Here is a 15,707-nt window from a genome sequence, read left to right as displayed (position 1 = left end):
GAGAACTTTGCCCCACAAATAAGGCATGATGTTTTCCGACGCCTTCGTGGCGATTGCCGATCCCAACCGGCGCTATATCCTGGAAGAGCTCCGGCGCGGTCCCAGGACGGTGAATGAATTGGCATCCGGGTTGCCCGTGTCGCGCCCGGCTGTTTCCCAGCATCTGAAAGTCCTGCTCGACGCGGGCCTGGTCAACGCCAAGGCGGAGGGCACCAGACGTGTCTATACCGTCAGCACCGCCGGGTTCCTCAGGCTCAACATCTGGCTCGACCAGTTCTGGAACGTCGAGGAGATCGGCGCGCCGGGAAGCTGACCTCTCGCCTGGCGCCTGGTGCAAATCGGCCGAGCGGGACGTGCAGCATCGCCGGCTAGCCGTCGTTGTAGGGGAAGAGCTTGAAATAGGGCTGCGCTTCCTCGAGCACGCGGGCGAAAGACGGTCGCTCCAGCAGGCGATCGTGGTAGCGTTTCACGGCGGGGAATTTCTCGCCGAACGGCTCGACCTTGTTGGCGTAGAACAGCGCCGGAGCGCCCGAACAATCGGCCATTGTGAAAGTCTCGCCGGCTGCCCAGGTCCTTTCCTCCATCTCGCGTTCGATAATGGCGTATGAATTGCGAAGCTGCGCCCGCGCCTGCTCGACCCCGAACGGATCGGTCTGGTCCCGCGGCCGCAGCCTGTCGCCGACGATTTTCTGCATCGGCTCCTGCACGTAGAAGTCGTAGAAGCGGTCGGCCTGGCGGACTTGGATGGCAAGATCGGTGTCGGCGGGGATGAGCTCGATCGGCCCGGGGTAATAGGCGGCGAGATACTCGATGACGATGGTCGATTCCAGCACTGTGCGGTTCCGCGCGTCGTCGCGAAGGGCCGGCATCTTGCCAGTCGGCGAAACCTCCAGGAAAGCCGCACGCGACTGCTCGTCGCCAAGATCGACGATCACCGGAGCGAAAGGCGTGTCGTTCTCGTAGAGCACGATCAGCGGCTTCCAGCAAAAGGAAGCCAAGGGATGGAAATGCAGGGTCAGGGACATTCTTCGCTCTCTGTCGTCTGTGCCGTCACGGCATCCAGGTGATTTTCGCCAGCCGTTGGTGTCAAGGCCGCCGTTCTCTAGGGGTGCGTAGCGACGGCTTCGATAATTTGCCGCCAGTCGTCGCGGTGCAGTTCGTGGCCGCCGCCTTCGACCCGCACCAGCCTGGCACCGGGAACCGCGCCGGCAAGCGCCTCGCCATGCTCGATCGGGAAGATCGGATCGGTGGTGCCATGGATGACGAGCAGCGGCACGGTCACATCCCGCACGGTCCGCTTCGGACCTTCGCCCTTGAGCAGGAAATGATTGGTCGCGCTGGCGAGGCCGCCCGACCGGTCGTAATCCATCTCTATCATCGCGCGTGTCCGCGCCTCGTCGAAGGGGTGCCGGGTGCTGCCGAGCGCCCGCGCGTCCTTGACCATGAAGCCGAGCACCTGCTCCCGGTTCGACCAGTCGACAGCGGCGCCTTGCGCCGAATGCTCCCTGTAAGTCTCGCTCGTCCCCGGCAAACCGGACGTGTCGACGCCGAGCGGCGAGCTAGAGATCACGGTCAGCGCGTTGACCCGTTCGGGATGTTTCAGCGCCACGATCTGCGCGATCATGCCGCCCATCGACATGCCGACGACATGCGCCTTGGCGACGCCGTGGTCGTCGAGCACGCGGACGGCATCCTCAACCATGTCCTCGAACGTATAAGGCGGCTCGCCCGGCGTATATTTGGTCGACAGGCCCGTATCGCGATTGTCGTAGCGGATGACGAAGCGGCCGCCGCGCCCGGCGAGCCGCCGGCAGAAGGCTTCCGGCCACCAGAGCATCGATGCCATGGCGCCCATGATCAGGAGGATCGCCGGATCGGCCGGATTTCCGAAGGTCTCCGAGACGATTTCAGGGCGAGGCAAAGCGGCCAACCTTATCTTCTCCTCGATCAATCCGATTGCATTTCGCAATCAGTTGCACGATAATCAAACCGATATCATAATGCAACCGGTTTTTTTGGAGATCGTCATGTACACGGAACACCGGTCCGGCTGCCCGATCAATCTATCGCTCGAGGTATTCGGCGACCGCTGGAGCCTGATCATCCTGCGCGACATGATCTTCGGCGGCCGGCGCCATTTCCGCGAGCTGCTCAACGGCTCGATCGAGGGCATCGCCTCCAACATCCTGGCCGACCGGCTGAAGCGGCTGATGGAGCTCGGCTTGCTGACCAAGGCCGACGATCCGAGCCACAAGCAAAAGGCGATCTACAGCCTGACCGAGATGGCGATCACCCTGGTGCCGATCATGGCGCATCTCGGCGCCTGGGGGCGGGTCTGGCTTCCGGTCAGCGAGGAGCTATCGATCCGCGCCGAGCTTCTCGAAAAGGGTGGTCCGCCGCTGTGGGAGCAGTTCATGGACGAGCTGCGTCACGAGCATCTCGGCGCGCCGATCAAGGCGCCGCCAGGCACGCCGGGCGTGCGGCAGCAGTTGCAGGCCGCCTATGAGGCCGTGGTCGCGCGAAAAGCCGAGGCAGCCACGGCGTGAAGCAGCCGTCGCGCAGGCCTAGTTCAGATTGATGTCCCGGCTGGCCGACCGCATCGAAACCGAGAAGCCGGCGAGCACATCGAACAGCGCGATGACCATCAGCGTGAAGAACACCGAGTGCGCCGCGCCCTTCACCAGCAGGAACTCGACCAGGAAGGCGATGAAGACCAGTGTCGATAACAGGTGGTCCAGGATCGATGCATTGGTGGTGCGCACCGATTTTGAGATTTCGATGAACAAGAAGACCAAGCCGATCAGCACCATAAGGTCGCCGAGCGTCATCGAGAAGACGCCGCCCGACATCATGCGGAACGAGAACATTTCGATCGCCCACGGATCGTCGCCGCCGCCGAACAGCCCGAGCAGTCCGAGATTGTAGAGGACGAAGGGCACGATCAGCAGCGGGATGGCACCGAACATCTGGGTGACTCCAATGAGGCACCCTTTTGTAAAATCCGCGGCAGGCACGCCGTCAAGGCTTTTCGGCAGCGGCAGCGAACACGCTCTAAGACCTAATGAAATAACGATGTCAGCCGGTTGCTCACGCTCTCGGCAGAACCGGCCGGGCATGGCCAACAGAAGCATGCCTCCCGAAAGTGGGAACCGGTTTCGGGACAAAGACATGCGTAAGATCAAAAACCTAAAGCGCATGGAGCGAATCTGACAGATCGCGATGCGCTTTAGCGCCATCATTCGGACGCCAAACGCAAAAAGACCGGCCAGGGGCCGGTCCTTCGTCACCTCACGGAACCGTGGAGGCTGCTCAGCTTTCCTTCGGCTCCAGAACCTGGCGGCCGCGATACATGCCGGTCTTCAGGTCGATGTGGTGCGGGCGGCGCATTTCGCCGGAATTCTTGTCCTCGACATAGGTCGGGGCCTTGAGGGCGTCGGCCGAACGGCGCATGCCGCGCTTCGACGGAGAGGTTTTTCTTTTTGGAACGGCCATGGATATGCTCCACTACATGGTCAAAATGCCCCGGCAACCCTCGCGAAAGGGCCGCACTGAGGCCATAATCTGAGAAAGTCGGGTGCCTATACACGCCTTGCGCCGTTTTGGCCAGCGCCGCTCGTGAATTTTTTTGAGCCGGCGCCGCTTCACCCTAATCCAGGCAGCCCACATACGCTCCGGATCTGCCGGCGCGCCGCTCGATCAGATTGGCAAGCCGCCTCAATCCCGGGCCGGGCTTGGCCGGATTTCGCGCGATCGGGTTGGGCAGGCTGACGGCGAGCAGCGCCGCCTGCCGGCGCGACAATTGCTTGGCCGAGACGCCGAAATGGTGGCGCGCGGCGGCCTCGATGCCGTAGATGCCAGGTCCCCACTCCGCGATGTTGAGATAGATCTCCATGATCCGCCGCTTCGACATCACCGCGTCGAAATAGACGGCCAGAGGCAGCTCGACCGCTTTGCGCACGCTGCCCAGCGGCCGCGACCATAAGAAGAGGTTCTTCACCGTCTGCATGGTGATGGTCGAGGCACCGCGTGTCGCCTCGCCGGCGAGCGCATCGTCGACCACGCCGCGCAATTCGCCAAGATCGACGCCGCGATGGAAGCAGAACTGCCCGTCCTCCGACATGATCACCGAATTCGCCAGCACCGGCGCCACGTCGTCTATCGACACCCAGCGGCGGTCGTAGCCGGAGAAGGTCGCGAGGTCCTTCAGCATCAGCGTCGAGACCGGATGCACGAAGGACGGCAGATAGAGGAAGGTGAGCACGACCGGGATAACTGCAAGCACGATCGCCGCGATCAGGCAGCGCCGGCCGAGGCGCTTCAGACCGGCGCGGTTCAGGCGCCGCGGTCGCGCCATGTCCAGCCCTTCGCTTTCATGATCGACGATCGGTTCCGTCAAGCCGCCCCACCCGTGCCACACGCCACTCCGGCATAATGGCGCGAGGCTTCTTGCGCAATGTCTGAGTGTCGGCTACCGGTCCCGGCCATGACGAAAGACGACCGAACAGCCTTCGAAACCGCGCTTTTCGCGCGCGCCGCCGCGATCGAGATCCTGCTGCGGCAGATCCTCGATGTGCGCCCGCTGTCCGGCGAGATCGCCCGGCCCGAACGCCTGATGGCGGCGATGCGCCATGGCGTGCTCAACGGTGGCAAGCGGCTTCGCCCTTTCCTGGTCATGGAAGGCGCTGCTCTTTTCTCCGCCGATGGCGAGGCGGCGCTGCGCGTCGCCGCGGCGCTCGAATGCGTGCATTGCTATTCGCTGATCCATGACGATCTGCCGTCGATGGACGACGACGATCTGCGCCGCGGCCAGCCGACGGTGCACAGAGCCTTCGACGAGGCGACCGCGATCCTTGCCGGCGACGCGCTGCTGACTTTGGCCTTCGACATCATTGCCGACGAGGCGACCGCGCTGCCAGCCGAACGCCGCACGGCGCTCGTGCTGGCGCTCGCCCGCGCCGCCGGAGCGGGCGGCATGGTCGGCGGTCAGACGCTCGACCTCGAGGCCGAGCGCAAGCGCCCGGACGAAGCCGGCATCATCCGCCTGCAGGCGATGAAGACCGGCGCGCTGATCCGCTTCGCCTGCGAGGCCGGTGCCATCGTCGCCGGCGCGCCCGCCGCCGACCGTGAAAGGCTGGCGGAATTCGGCTCGGCGATCGGCCTCGCCTTCCAGCTTGCCGACGATCTGCTCGATCTGACGGCCGACGCAGAGCAGATGGGCAAGGCGACCAAGAAGGACGCCGCCGCTGGCAAGGCGACGCTCGCCGCGCTGCACGGCGCCGACTGGGCGCGCGAGCAGCTCCACGGCCTCATCGACCAGGCGCACGCACTGCTGGAGCCCTATGGCGAGCGGGCGGATATGCTGAAGGCGGCAGCGACCTTCGTGGCGACGCGCAACAGTTGAAGGCGAGCGCACAATGCCCCTTCGGCATTGTCCGCCATGCGCGAGCAGCGGCCACTGGTCACCACGTCTCGCATGACTGCGTGCAGGGAAGAACGATAACGGACCTTCAACCTCCAAGGTCCGATCGTTCCACCGACTCCGATGCGGACGTTTCGGCGCGACTGCTCGCGTGCCGTCTGAACCTCCTGGACAGACTGTCGTGCTTCAATCCATTCGCATCGTGCTGGTTTTTTAGTAGACTGTCGCGAGAAAGTTTGAGGATCCGACGTGACGGCAGTCGACGATCGTCTTCTCGAAAGCAAGATGACCAAGGTCGAGCAGGCGCGAGCCTGGAGCCCACGCGTCATCTCGAAATTCGAGACGCTGATCAGGAGCGCCGACGACCAGTCACTCTATCGCGTCAATCCGTTGACATTTGCTCGCGACCGCGCGATCGCCGCGCCTGAAGCGATCGACCTCTTCCTTCATGCCGCCCGCTGTGGCCTGTTCGACATGAGCTGGGATGTGATCTGTCCCCAGTCCGGGATGGTGCTCGATAGTTTCGGTGCCCTGCGCACGCTGAAGACCCATTACGTCTGTGGCCTGTGCGACGTATCGGGCGACACCAGCCTCGACGACTTCATCGAGGTCACCTTCTCGATATCGCCGAAGCTACGACGCCTGCCGTACCACGATCCCGAGACGCTCCCTGTCGAGGATTTTCACTGGAAGCTCCACTTCGGACATGACGGGCGGCTGCCGGGGCAACACGTTCGCTTTCTTGACGTTCTGCGCGGCTTCGTTCGGGGCATGACGTTTCTGCCGCCCGGCACCACAACAGTGCTCCGCGCCGACCTGGGACCGGGCGCCCTCGCGGGCGTCAACGTGCAGACGCAGGCCGCATTCGCTGTGCCGATATCGGGCGACCCGGTTTTGGCGCCGACGCTTCTGAAGGTCGATTATGACGGCAAGCGCTTCTTGCCGGCTTTGCCCGCCGTGCCACCTGGTCCGATTGTCATTGAGGTGGCGAACAGGGGGCCGCTGCGCGGTTCGTTGCTTGCCATTAACTGGCCGCCCGAGCTTGTCGCGCTAACCACCAAGCCGGCGCTCGATTTCGACCCTTATGTTTCCGGTGGAACGCTGCTTGCGCGGCAAACCTTCCGCCAGCTCTTCCGGTCCGAACGTGTCGACGAGAAGGAGGGGCTCGGCATCCGGCAGATCACCTTCCTGTTCACGGACCTCAAGGGTTCGACCGCCATGTATGAGCGCCTGGGTGACCTCAACGCCTATGCTTTGGTCCGCGAGCATTTCGCTCTGGTCAATGCGGCGGTTCAGCAACATTCCGGAGCGGTGGTCAAGACGATCGGGGATGCGGTGATGGCTGCATTCTCGCAGCCGTCGGATGCGGTTTCGGCTGCCCTCCACATCTTTGAAGAAATCGATCGTTTCAACGGCGACCATGACGGGCCGGGGATCATCCTCAAGATCGGTGCCCACTGTGGCCCCTCGATCGCCGTGACGCTCAACGACAACCTCGACTATTTCGGCCAGACGGTGAATGTCGCCGCGCGGGTGCAGTCCCTGGCAGAGGCCGGACAGGTCTGCATTTCCGAGGCGCTCCATTCCGCGCCCGGGGTCAGCGAAATGCTTGCCGGCCATCGTGTCGTGGCCTTTGACGCGCCTCTTCGAGGCGTGGAGGGTGATGCAACCGTCTATCGCATTATGCGGGAATAGGCACGATTGGGTGCCAACTCCCTTTCGCAATGCCTGGGATCGGAGCCTGTGGCGTCCGTCCGGTGAGCGCGGTCAATTCGATTGCGCCCTCGAAGCATCGCGTTGTGCTTTCGACAAGAGCGATCGTTCCTCGCAAGAGCGATTGGGGGCCCGGCCCGATTGGTGCTACACTCACAAACCGGCCAGCGCCGCGGACCCTTGTTCAAGAACATGACCAAAGTAACCGCTCTACCTGACCAGATCGATTTCGACGTGGCCGCCGATGAGACCTTGCTCGAGGCGGCTCTCAGATCGGGCGTGCCGTTCGCGCATGCCTGCGGCGGCCGGGCGAAATGCTCGACATGCCGCGTCTGGGTGCTCGATGGCCTGAAGGCCTGCCCGGACCGGAATTCTGCCGAGACTTCGATGGCGGACCGATTGCGATTGGCGGATGAGGTTCGGCTGGCCTGTCAGCTCAGGCCGGAAGGCGAGCTTCGCGTCCGGCGCCTGGTGCTGGACGAAACCGACATGATGATCACCAGCCAGCTTGGCGGTTCTGCCGCGACGCGTTGCGGCGAAGCAAAGCATGTTGCGGTCTTCTTCAGCGACATTGTCGATTTCACGGCGCTGTCCGAGCGGCTGTCGCCCTACGACGTGATGTATCTGCTCAACCGCTATTTCGCCCAGGTCGGCGACATCATCGAGCAGAATGGTGGCTTCGTGGACAAGCTCATCGGCGATGGGCTCATGGCAATATTCGGTATCGACGGCCAGCACGACGCTCCGCTCCGCGCCGTGAACGCCGCGCTTCAGACCCTCGCCACAGTCGATCGTCTGAAGCCGTTCTTTGCCTCGATGTATGACATCGATTTCGATATTCGGATCGGCCTCAACTATGGCGAAGCCGTCATCGGCACATTGGGTTTTGCCGAACACGAACGTCTTACGGCAATCGGCGACGTGGTGAACCTGGCCAGCAGGATCGAGGCGGCCAACAAGGATGCCGGTACGCGACTGCTGATATCCGAGGCGCTGCGCGACCAGATCGTCGACAAGGTGGAAATCGCCGACTTTGTCAGGGTGCGCCTTCGCGGTACCGCCGAGCGCACGAGCCTATTCGAAATCGTCGGGCTGAAGCCCGAAATTGACGCCGAACTGAATGCCAGACGGCCTCGCGAAACCATCCGTCACGGCGGCAGGAGGTGGATTCGCGCTTTTGCCGAAGACGAGCTCCAACCCTACCAACGCCGGATTCTCGATTTCGAGAACTGCGATATCGTCGTCATTCGTGGATCCGACAGCTATTGCGCCTTCAACAATGCCTGCCCGCACCTTCATCTGCCGCTCTACGAACGCCGAAGTGCCGCTCAGACCGAAATGCTGAAGCTCCCACACACGGAGAGCACGATCACCGCGGATCTCGGCTTGGTCTGCCGCTGGCATCAGAGTTGTTTCGACCTGCTTACCGGCGAAATCAGGGAGTGGGCGAAGTTGCAGCAGGACGGTACCAGAGCGGGCTTTGAATATTTGGGTGACATTTCGAAAAACCGCACGAAGCTGATCGTTTATCCCTGCCGGAAGCAGGATGGCTTCGTGTGGATCGGGCTCGAGTGAAAGCGACGGTCCGTCACGATCCCGTACCGTGGCCGCATCGATGCCTCAGAAGGCCACCGCGATGCGCTGACCACCGCCGTGCGCGCCCATTCCGAACGCCTGGTGGGCGAGATCGGCGCGCCTTGAACGCCCAGCCTGCGGCGATCAGGCCGCGCCTGTCGACGAAAACCCTCAACGCGCTCGAATCCGCTTCGGTGAACGGCGATCTGTTCTCGGTGCGCGGCAATGCCCGCTGCGATGCCGATCCGATCATCACAGCCTCGCCTCGGCGAAAATGCGTAGCGCCCATTCCAGGAAGGCGCGCAGCCGCGGCGCGAGCTGCCGGTTCTGCGGATAAAGCGCGAACAACTGCGTCGGCGTCGGCGGAAAATCTCTGAGCACCTCAATCAGCGTCCCGTCCGCCAGATCTTGTTCAAGCCTGTAGCGTGGAGCCTGGATAAGTCCGAAGCCCAGTCGCGCCAGATCAGCCGCGGTGTCGGAATTGTTGACCCTCACCCGGCCGGGCAGCGTGACCTGATGCACCTTGCCGCCGATGCTGAATTCCAGCGGCAGGACTTCGCCGGTGCGCGAGGAGACGAACCCGACGGCCTGGTGACCCTCCAGCGCGTCAGGTGATGCCGGCGTCCCATGGCGTTTCAGGTAATTCGGGCTGGCGCAGGTGATTTCGCATATCATCGCCAGCCGCCGCATGATCATGCCGCTGTCCTGCGGTTCGCCGGCACGAATGACGCAATCGACGCCTTCGCGCACCAAGTCGACCAGCCTATCGCTCTGGCCGATATGCAGATCGATTTGAGGGTAGCGTTCGAGGAAGGCAGGCAACTCCGGCAGCAGGAACCGTTGCGTGAGCCGCGGATGCGCATCGATACGCAGCAGACCGCGCGGTTCGGCGCTGCGGAAGCCGGCCTCGGCATCCTCCACCTCGCCCAGGATCGACAGGCAGCGCTCGTAGTAGGCCTGCCCGTCCAGCGTCGTGGCGACATGACGCGTGGTCCGGTCCAACAGCCGCGCACCCAAATGATCCTCCAGCTGCTTGATCGCTTCGGTCGCGGTCGAACGCGGCAGACCGAGATCGGCCGCCGCTGCGGTGAAATTGCGCCGCTCCACCACGCGCACGAACAGCCGCATTCTGTCGAGTCGATCCATTCCGGATTGTTCGACCCATCCGAATACTGCTGTCAATAGCAGGCCGATTATCCGGAAGCCGCGCCGGTCTATATCCGCTTGGCAACAACGAATGGAGATGATCATGCACAAGACAAGGACAGCGATCGTGACCGGCGCCTCCAGGGGTATCGGTGCCGCGATCGCCAAACGGCTCGCCCGGGACGGCATTGCCGTCATCGTCAATTACGCGCGCGGCAAGGATGCTGCCGATGAGGTTGTTTCGGCCATCGAGACCGCCGGCGGTAGCGCCATCGCTGTCCAGGCCGACATCAGCGAGCCGACCGGCATGGCCTCTCTGTTCGACGCGGCCCAAAAGGCTTTCGGCGGCACCGACATCCTCGTCAACAACGCCGGCATGATGAAGCTGGCGCCGATTTCGGAAACCGATGACGCGGATTTCGAACGCCAGCTTGCCGTCAATCTCGGCGGACCGTTCCGCGGCATGCGCGAGGGCGCCCGCCGCCTGAACGATGGCGGCCGCATCATCAACTTTTCATCAAGCGTGGTGGGCTTCTACCAGCCGGCCTACGGGGTCTATGCGGCAACCAAGGCCGGCGTCGAAGCCATGACCCACATCCTGGCCAAGGAACTTGGCCCGCGCCGCATCACGGTCAACGCTGTCGCGCCCGGCCCGGTCGACACCGAACTTTTCACCGAGGGCAAGAGCGCCACGCAGATCGAGGCAATAAGGAAACTCATTCCGCTCGGCCGCCTTGGCCAGCCCGACGACATCGCCGGGCTCATCGCGTTCCTTGCCGGTGCGGACAGCCAGTGGGTCAACGGCCAGGTCATCCGAGCCAATGGCGGCGCGATCTGAAATCCGAAAGAAGAGATGGAGGCTATCGTGCAGCAGACAATTCTCATCACCGGCGCGTCGAGCGGCTTCGGCGCCATGACGGCCAAGGCGCTCGCCAGGGCCGGTCACCGGGTCTATGCCTCGATGCGGGACCCACAGGCACGCGGAGGCGCCGCGGCAGCCGAGATCGAAAAGCTGGCGCGCGACGAGAAACTGGCAATCAGCGCTATCGCGTTGGACGTGCTTTCGGAAGCCTCGATCGAGGTGACTGTGAAAACCATCCTCGCGGAAGCAGGCAGGATCGACGTCGTCATCCACAATGCCGGCCACATGGTGTTCGGGCCGGTCGAAGCCTTCACGCCGGAGCAACTGGCGCAACTCTACGACGTCAACGTCCTCGGCACCCAGCGCGTAAACCGGGCAGTGCTTCCGCATATGCGCGGGCTCGGCCGGGCTCTCATGATATGGATCGGATCGAGCAGCACGCGCGGTGGCACGCCTCCCTTCCTTGCCCCATACTTTGCCGCCAAGGCAGGCATGGATGCGCTGGAGCTTGCCCGTTTCGGCATCGAGACGACGGTCGTGGTGCCGGGCGCCTTCACCAAGGGCACGAAGCATTTCGCCCATTCCGGCAAACCCTCCGATGCAGAACGCGCCGCCGCCTATTGGTCGCGACCATATGCCGGCGTGGATGAGCAGGCGCTCAAAGGTCTTGCCGGGTTGGAGCCCGCCGATGCCGATCCCGCCAAGGTCGCGCAGGCCATCGTCGATCTCGTCGCGAGGCCGCATGGCCGCCGGCCGTTCCGCGTCCATGTCGATCCGTCCGATGACGGCGCGGCCATCGTCAACGGCGTCGCCGACCGCGTCCGGGCGCAACTCCTGGAACGCATCGGCCTCGCCGACCTCCTCCATCCATCGCTGTAAAGTAACCCGAAAGGAACCCTGGACATGCCCTTTGCCAATTTCAAGACACCGCAGGCGGCTCTCACGAAGGCGCAAAAGGAAGACCTCGTCCACAGGACGACGCAGATGCTCGTCGACTATTTCGGCGAGGCCGCGCGTGCCCACACCATGGTGCTGATCGAGGAAGTTGCGGATGGAGGCTACGGCCGCGCCGACGAAGTCTTCATCCTCCCCAATGGCTACCGGGCAAAGGATCCCGCTTGATTTTGAACCAGGCGAGCCGCTTGCCGAGCGGCTCGTCTTGCGGGCGACGCGGAACAGTGCGTCGGTTTGCTGCGCCCCCACTCTGCAATCATGTCGGCACCAACGAAATCTTAATGTAAATCAAGCGTAATCCCGGCCATTAAAATTGTGCGTATTGGGTTGGGGGTTGCGCATGCCGGAGTATTCCTCCTTCATCCGGTCGATCCGGATTCGCTATTTTTCGGGATTGCTCGTCTTCGCGCTGGCCTCGGCCGCCGTCTTGTTCGCGCTCAACCGCGTGAATTCATACCGCCACGAGGTCGATGCCCTCAGCGGCAATTTCGTCGTCTTCTCGCGCGACCTCCGCAACGCCACCAACTTCGCCGAGACAACCGGAACGACCTGGCGGGCCGAGACCCGCGATGCGCTGACCACCGCCGCGCGCGGCCATTCCGAACGGCTGGTGAGCGAGATCGGCGCCTTGAACGCGCAGCTTGCGGCGATCAGGCCGCGCCTGTCGACGAAAACCCTCAATGCGCTCGAATCCGCTTCGGTGAACGGCGATCTGTTCTGGTCGGCGCGCGACATGGTGCGCAACTTCAATCTGATGTCGGTGGCCCAGAAGGTCGATGAATGGAGCTACCGCGAGATCCGCAACCAGAACGACCTTTTCGCCCAGCCGATGCTGGTGCGGGTGCGGACCGCGCTCGATGAAGAGCGCCGTCTGGCCGACGCCTCCAGCGACCGTCTGCTGCTGTGGGCAAGCGGCCTGCTGATCGCCGTGCTGGCCATTGCCGCGGTTCTGATCTTCCGGCCGATGGAGAATGCGATCCGCCGCGCCTTCGCCGAAACCGCCGCGTCGCTGTTCAAGGCGGAAGCCGCCGACCGCGCCAAGTCGGAATTCCTTGCCAATATGAGCCACGAGATCCGCACGCCGATGAACGGCGTGCTCGGCATGGCCGAGCTGCTGGCCAAGACCGAGCTGACGCCGCGCCAGAAGACCTTCACAGACGTTATCGTCAAATCCGGCAACGCGCTGCTCACCATCATTAACGACATCCTCGATTTCTCGAAGATCAATGCCGGCCAGCTGACACTCGACCCCGCCCCCTTCCGCCTGGCCGAAGCGGTCGAGGACGTGGCGACGCTGGTGTCGGCCCGCGTTGCCGAAAAGAACCTCGAGCTCATCGTGCGCGTCGATCCGCGCCTGCCGGCTTTCGTCGTCGGCGACGCCGGGCGTTTCCGCCAGATCGTTACCAACCTGCTTGGCAATGCGGTGAAGTTCACCGAGAAGGGGCATGTGCTGATCGACGTCGGCGGCGATGTCGTCGACGGCGCGGTCCAGCTCAAGGTCCGTGTCGAAGACACTGGCATCGGCATCCCCGCCGAGAAGCTGCAGAGCGTGTTCGAGAAATTCGCCCAGGTCGACGGCTCGTCCACCCGCCGTCACGAAGGCACCGGCCTCGGCCTCGCCATCTCCGCCCGCCTCGTCGACCTGATGGGCGGCAAGATCGGCGTCGAGAGCGAGATCGGCCGAGGCTCGGTTTTCTGGTTCGCCGTGCCGCTGCCGGTGCATCAACAGAATTCGCGCGACGAGATCGTGCCGGTCGACGTCACCGGCGCGCGCGTGCTGGTCATCGAGGACAACCCCGTCAATCGCGATATCCTGCTGGAGCAGTTGAGAAGCTGGAGCTTCGACTGCGCCGCCGCCGAAAGCGGCGCCATCGGACTCGCCTTCCTCGACCGTGCCTGCCAGCTCGGCGCCTCGGTCGACTGCATCATTCTCGACTACCAGATGCCCGGCATGAACGGCGCCGATGTCGCCAAGGCGATTGCCGCCGACAGCCGCCTTACCTCCATTCCGGTCGTGCTGCTGACCTCCGTCGACCAGGTCGACTTCGGCAGGATGGTGATCGACTTCGGCATCGTCGCGCATCTCACCAAGCCGGCGCGTTCGGCCGTGCTGCTCGGCACCGTCATCTCCGCCATCCAGAAGGCGCGCACGCAAGGCGCCAAGGCCCATTTCGTGCGCGAGCCGGTCGTGGCCCCGGCAGCCCCGCCGGCTTTCACCGTCATCCGCGGCCCGGCCGTTCCGGTGCCTGCGGCACTGGAATCGCCCGCCGCGCCGAGCGGCCCGATCGATATCCTGATCGCCGAGGACAATGACGTGAACCAGCTGGTCTTCGGCCAGATCCTCAACGGCCTTGGCTTGAACTATCGCATCGCCGGCAATGGCCGCACCGCAGTGGAGATGTATCGCTCGCTGCGGCCGCGGCTGGTGCTGATGGACGTCTCGATGCCGGAGCTGAACGGCTACGAAGCGACGCGCGCCATCCGCGCGATCGAGCAGCAGAACGACAGCCATACGCCGATCATCGGCGTCACCGCGCACGCGCTGAAGGGCGACCGCGAAAAATGCATCGAGGCCGGCATGGACGACTACCTGCCGAAGCCGGTCTCGCCCGACCGCCTCGGCGCCAAGATCGGCACCTGGCTCAGCGAGACGGTGGCGGCGAAGACGGCTTAGGCCCTTGCGTCAGACAGCTGCGTCGAGACGATAGCGGCGCATCCAGTCGAGGCTTATCTCGTCGGAGAGCGCTGCGACGCCCGGTCTTACATCATCGGCGCTCGGAGGTTGAACGCCCAACGCCTCGCAGACAGAAATCAACGTTGCAGCCGGATTGCCTGCAAGGCGCTCATAACCTATCCGCAGCGGAGCAATGTCCTGCTGTGCGAACCACGTGTTCCAGGCTGTGTCATAGGCTTCGAGTTCACTGACTTCGTCCTTGATGCGCTGGAAGTCATACTGTGGCTCTCCCGGCGGCCCGACCCTTTGGATCTCGGCTCCATCGGGGGCGATGTGCCAAAGGCCGGTCTGCTCCGCCTTGATAAGGGAGACAGCCTGCGCGAGCTTATCCTCGCGCGAAAGGTGCACATAGAGAGTCCGGCCAAAGGCCTTCTCGAAACGCGCCTTGTCTGATGGAAGCCCGGGATAAATCTGGTCCAGGATCGCGGAAAGCTCGTCCAGATTTTCTCGCATCAGGCCGAAGACACTCGACTCGCCCTGGCCAGCTGCATCGCCGCATTGAGATAGGCGACATTGAAGTCGAGTTCGCTCATCGTGCCACGGTCGGGCAGCTTCCACTCCTCGGCCCACTCCACGATGTCTTGCCGACGATAGAATGAGTGAGGAGCTCCGGTCCTCTTGGTCGACGTCAGAAGATCGCACAGCAAAGTGCTGCCGGTTCTGGGTGTGCCGCAGATGATGTATGCGTCAAACATAACGCCCACCGCCGCTGAAGCCAGAATGATCTTGGCCGCCTATAGCCGAAATTGCTGTTGGATGCGCAGGGCGCACTCTTGCGCGGTAAGCATGCTGGTGTCGATTTCGAGATCGTAGCTGATCCCCTCGTGCGCGCGCCCATATTGCCAGCGCGCCAGGCCGGGCATCCGGTCGGCGCGGTCGCTTTCGCGGGCCTCGAGCACGTCGAGCGACGCGAGGACGGCGATGCGGAAGATCTCGAAATCGGCCAGCAGCGCCAGATACTCCGACATTTCGTCACGCAGCATAACGTCGTCGACGATAAGGTTGTTGCCCTGCCGGGCCATGGCGGCGATGGCGTGACGCATGCCTTGCATGGCTCGCCTTCCGACCGGACCGGCCTTGATGGCGACGGAGGGCTTGCCATCCTGCCAACTGGTCTCGAAGAAGAAGCCTTGCCGATGGTTCTGCAGCTTCTCCGGCAGCATCTCCAGGAAGGCGTCCATCTGAACATGCAGGAAGGGCTCGATGGTCATCGCCTGCAATGCCTTGGCGATCGAAGTCTTGCCGGCGCTGCCGACACCGTTGAGCAGGATGATTTTGACTGTCATGTCTGAACGTCTCGAGCT

General features: G+C 63.3%; 16 protein-coding genes and 1 pseudogene. 9 read left to right on the top strand and 8 right to left on the bottom strand.

Translation table 11 applies throughout. The annotated features are described in order from the left end of the window. Positions 1-25: 25 nt before the first annotated feature. Complete coding sequence (locus EN853_RS00875) at positions 26-313, top strand: metalloregulator ArsR/SmtB family transcription factor (protein ID WP_127857395.1); 288 nt, start codon at positions 26-28, stop codon at positions 311-313. Between the two features lie 55 nt (positions 314-368). On the opposite strand, the gene EN853_RS00870 is transcribed toward EN853_RS00875, so the two are convergent. Then, a complete protein-coding gene (locus EN853_RS00870; protein WP_127857394.1) occupies positions 369-1,025 on the bottom strand; it encodes a glutathione S-transferase family protein in 657 nt (218 codons plus the stop codon). Between the two features lie 77 nt (positions 1,026-1,102). Further along, a complete protein-coding gene (locus EN853_RS00865; RefSeq protein WP_127857393.1) occupies positions 1,103-1,930 on the bottom strand; it encodes an alpha/beta hydrolase in 828 nt (275 codons plus the stop codon). A gap of 97 nt (positions 1,931-2,027) precedes the next feature. On the opposite strand from EN853_RS00865, the gene EN853_RS00860 reads away from it, so the two are divergent. Next, the gene (locus EN853_RS00860) at positions 2,028-2,546 is read left to right on the top strand and encodes a helix-turn-helix domain-containing protein (protein ID WP_127857392.1); all 519 of its coding nucleotides are present in this window, start codon (positions 2,028-2,030) and stop codon (positions 2,544-2,546) included. An 18-nt stretch (positions 2,547-2,564) separates the two neighbouring features. On the opposite strand, the gene EN853_RS00855 is transcribed toward EN853_RS00860, so the two are convergent. The 3 genes from EN853_RS00855 to EN853_RS00845 all read right to left on the bottom strand — a co-directional run bounded on the left by EN853_RS00855 (position 2,565) and on the right by EN853_RS00845 (position 4,354). After that, the gene (locus EN853_RS00855; protein WP_127857391.1) at positions 2,565-2,966 is read right to left on the bottom strand and encodes a hypothetical protein; all 402 of its coding nucleotides are present in this window, start codon (positions 2,964-2,966) and stop codon (positions 2,565-2,567) included. Positions 2,967-3,309: 343 nt separating this feature from the next. Beyond that, a complete protein-coding gene (gene rpmF, locus EN853_RS00850) occupies positions 3,310-3,492 on the bottom strand; it encodes a 50S ribosomal protein L32 (protein WP_006203806.1) in 183 nt (60 codons plus the stop codon). 154 nt (positions 3,493-3,646) lie between these two features. Continuing rightward, positions 3,647-4,354: a transglycosylase domain-containing protein gene (locus tag EN853_RS00845; RefSeq protein ID WP_127857621.1), complete on the bottom strand. Its 708-nt coding sequence runs from the start codon at positions 4,352-4,354 to the stop codon at positions 3,647-3,649. A gap of 129 nt (positions 4,355-4,483) precedes the next feature. Between EN853_RS00845 and EN853_RS00840 the strand changes: the two genes are divergently transcribed. The 3 genes from EN853_RS00840 to EN853_RS00830 all read left to right on the top strand — a co-directional run bounded on the left by EN853_RS00840 (position 4,484) and on the right by EN853_RS00830 (position 8,707). Continuing rightward, complete coding sequence (locus tag EN853_RS00840) at positions 4,484-5,401, top strand: polyprenyl synthetase family protein (RefSeq protein ID WP_127857390.1); 918 nt, start codon at positions 4,484-4,486, stop codon at positions 5,399-5,401. A 267-nt stretch (positions 5,402-5,668) separates the two neighbouring features. Then, the gene (locus tag EN853_RS00835) at positions 5,669-7,114 is read left to right on the top strand and encodes an adenylate/guanylate cyclase domain-containing protein (RefSeq protein ID WP_127857389.1); all 1,446 of its coding nucleotides are present in this window, start codon (positions 5,669-5,671) and stop codon (positions 7,112-7,114) included. Between the two features lie 507 nt (positions 7,115-7,621). After that, complete coding sequence (locus tag EN853_RS00830) at positions 7,622-8,707, top strand: adenylate/guanylate cyclase domain-containing protein (protein ID WP_245517374.1); 1,086 nt, start codon at positions 7,622-7,624, stop codon at positions 8,705-8,707. A gap of 252 nt (positions 8,708-8,959) precedes the next feature. On the opposite strand, the gene EN853_RS00825 is transcribed toward EN853_RS00830, so the two are convergent. Beyond that, positions 8,960-9,853, bottom strand: coding sequence for a LysR family transcriptional regulator (locus EN853_RS00825; RefSeq protein WP_127857620.1), 894 nt, complete (start codon positions 9,851-9,853; stop codon positions 8,960-8,962). A gap of 97 nt (positions 9,854-9,950) precedes the next feature. Between EN853_RS00825 and EN853_RS00820 the strand changes: the two genes are divergently transcribed. From EN853_RS00820 to EN853_RS00805, 4 genes are all read left to right on the top strand, one after another. After that, positions 9,951-10,691: an SDR family oxidoreductase gene (locus tag EN853_RS00820; RefSeq protein WP_167524346.1), complete on the top strand. Its 741-nt coding sequence runs from the start codon at positions 9,951-9,953 to the stop codon at positions 10,689-10,691. Between the two features lie 24 nt (positions 10,692-10,715). After that, on the top strand, positions 10,716-11,594 hold the full coding sequence (locus tag EN853_RS00815; RefSeq protein ID WP_127857618.1) for an SDR family oxidoreductase: 879 nt from the start codon (positions 10,716-10,718) through the stop codon (positions 11,592-11,594). A gap of 24 nt (positions 11,595-11,618) precedes the next feature. Further along, positions 11,619-11,837, top strand: coding sequence for a 4-oxalocrotonate tautomerase family protein (locus EN853_RS00810; RefSeq protein ID WP_127857387.1), 219 nt, complete (start codon positions 11,619-11,621; stop codon positions 11,835-11,837). A 172-nt stretch (positions 11,838-12,009) separates the two neighbouring features. Then, entirely contained in the window at positions 12,010-14,343 is a 2,334-nt protein-coding gene (locus EN853_RS00805; RefSeq protein WP_127857386.1) for a response regulator, read from the top strand. Positions 14,344-14,352: 9 nt separating this feature from the next. Here the strand turns inward: EN853_RS00805 and EN853_RS00800 are convergent. Further along, positions 14,353-15,098 (bottom strand): annotated as a pseudogene (locus EN853_RS00800) (Stf0 family sulfotransferase). Between the two features lie 39 nt (positions 15,099-15,137). Next, positions 15,138-15,689, bottom strand: a complete 552-nt coding sequence (locus EN853_RS00795; RefSeq protein WP_127857385.1) for an AAA family ATPase — start codon at positions 15,687-15,689, stop codon at positions 15,138-15,140. Positions 15,690-15,707 lie beyond the last annotated feature (18 nt).

Source organism: Mesorhizobium sp. M1C.F.Ca.ET.210.01.1.1 (assembly GCF_004791585.1).
GTDB lineage: Bacteria > Pseudomonadota > Alphaproteobacteria > Rhizobiales > Rhizobiaceae > Mesorhizobium.
Note: the sequence above shows the minus strand (reverse complement) of the source record. Positions and strands in the feature narration are given on the sequence as shown.

What these genes read in the sequence shown, in the direction of transcription:
- EN853_RS00875 (WP_127857395.1), top strand. Translation starts at nt 26, where the DNA reads ATGATGTTTTCCGACGCCTTCGTGGCGATTGCCGATCCCAACCGGCGC.
- EN853_RS00870 (WP_127857394.1), bottom strand. Translation starts at nt 1,025, where the DNA reads ATGTCCCTGACCCTGCATTTCCATCCCTTGGCTTCCTTTTGCTGGAAG.
- EN853_RS00860 (WP_127857392.1), top strand. Translation starts at nt 2,028, where the DNA reads ATGTACACGGAACACCGGTCCGGCTGCCCGATCAATCTATCGCTCGAG.
- EN853_RS00855 (WP_127857391.1), bottom strand. Translation starts at nt 2,966, where the DNA reads ATGTTCGGTGCCATCCCGCTGCTGATCGTGCCCTTCGTCCTCTACAAT.
- rpmF (WP_006203806.1), bottom strand. Translation starts at nt 3,492, where the DNA reads ATGGCCGTTCCAAAAAGAAAAACCTCTCCGTCGAAGCGCGGCATGCGC.
- EN853_RS00845 (WP_127857621.1), bottom strand. Translation starts at nt 4,354, where the DNA reads ATGGCGCGACCGCGGCGCCTGAACCGCGCCGGTCTGAAGCGCCTCGGC.
- EN853_RS00840 (WP_127857390.1), top strand. Translation starts at nt 4,484, where the DNA reads ATGACGAAAGACGACCGAACAGCCTTCGAAACCGCGCTTTTCGCGCGC.
- EN853_RS00830 (WP_245517374.1), top strand. Translation starts at nt 7,622, where the DNA reads ATGATGATCACCAGCCAGCTTGGCGGTTCTGCCGCGACGCGTTGCGGC.
- EN853_RS00825 (WP_127857620.1), bottom strand. Translation starts at nt 9,853, where the DNA reads ATGGATCGACTCGACAGAATGCGGCTGTTCGTGCGCGTGGTGGAGCGG.
- EN853_RS00820 (WP_167524346.1), top strand. Translation starts at nt 9,951, where the DNA reads ATGATCATGCACAAGACAAGGACAGCGATCGTGACCGGCGCCTCCAGG.
- EN853_RS00810 (WP_127857387.1), top strand. Translation starts at nt 11,619, where the DNA reads ATGCCCTTTGCCAATTTCAAGACACCGCAGGCGGCTCTCACGAAGGCG.
- EN853_RS00805 (WP_127857386.1), top strand. Translation starts at nt 12,010, where the DNA reads ATGCCGGAGTATTCCTCCTTCATCCGGTCGATCCGGATTCGCTATTTT.
- EN853_RS00795 (WP_127857385.1), bottom strand. Translation starts at nt 15,689, where the DNA reads ATGACAGTCAAAATCATCCTGCTCAACGGTGTCGGCAGCGCCGGCAAG.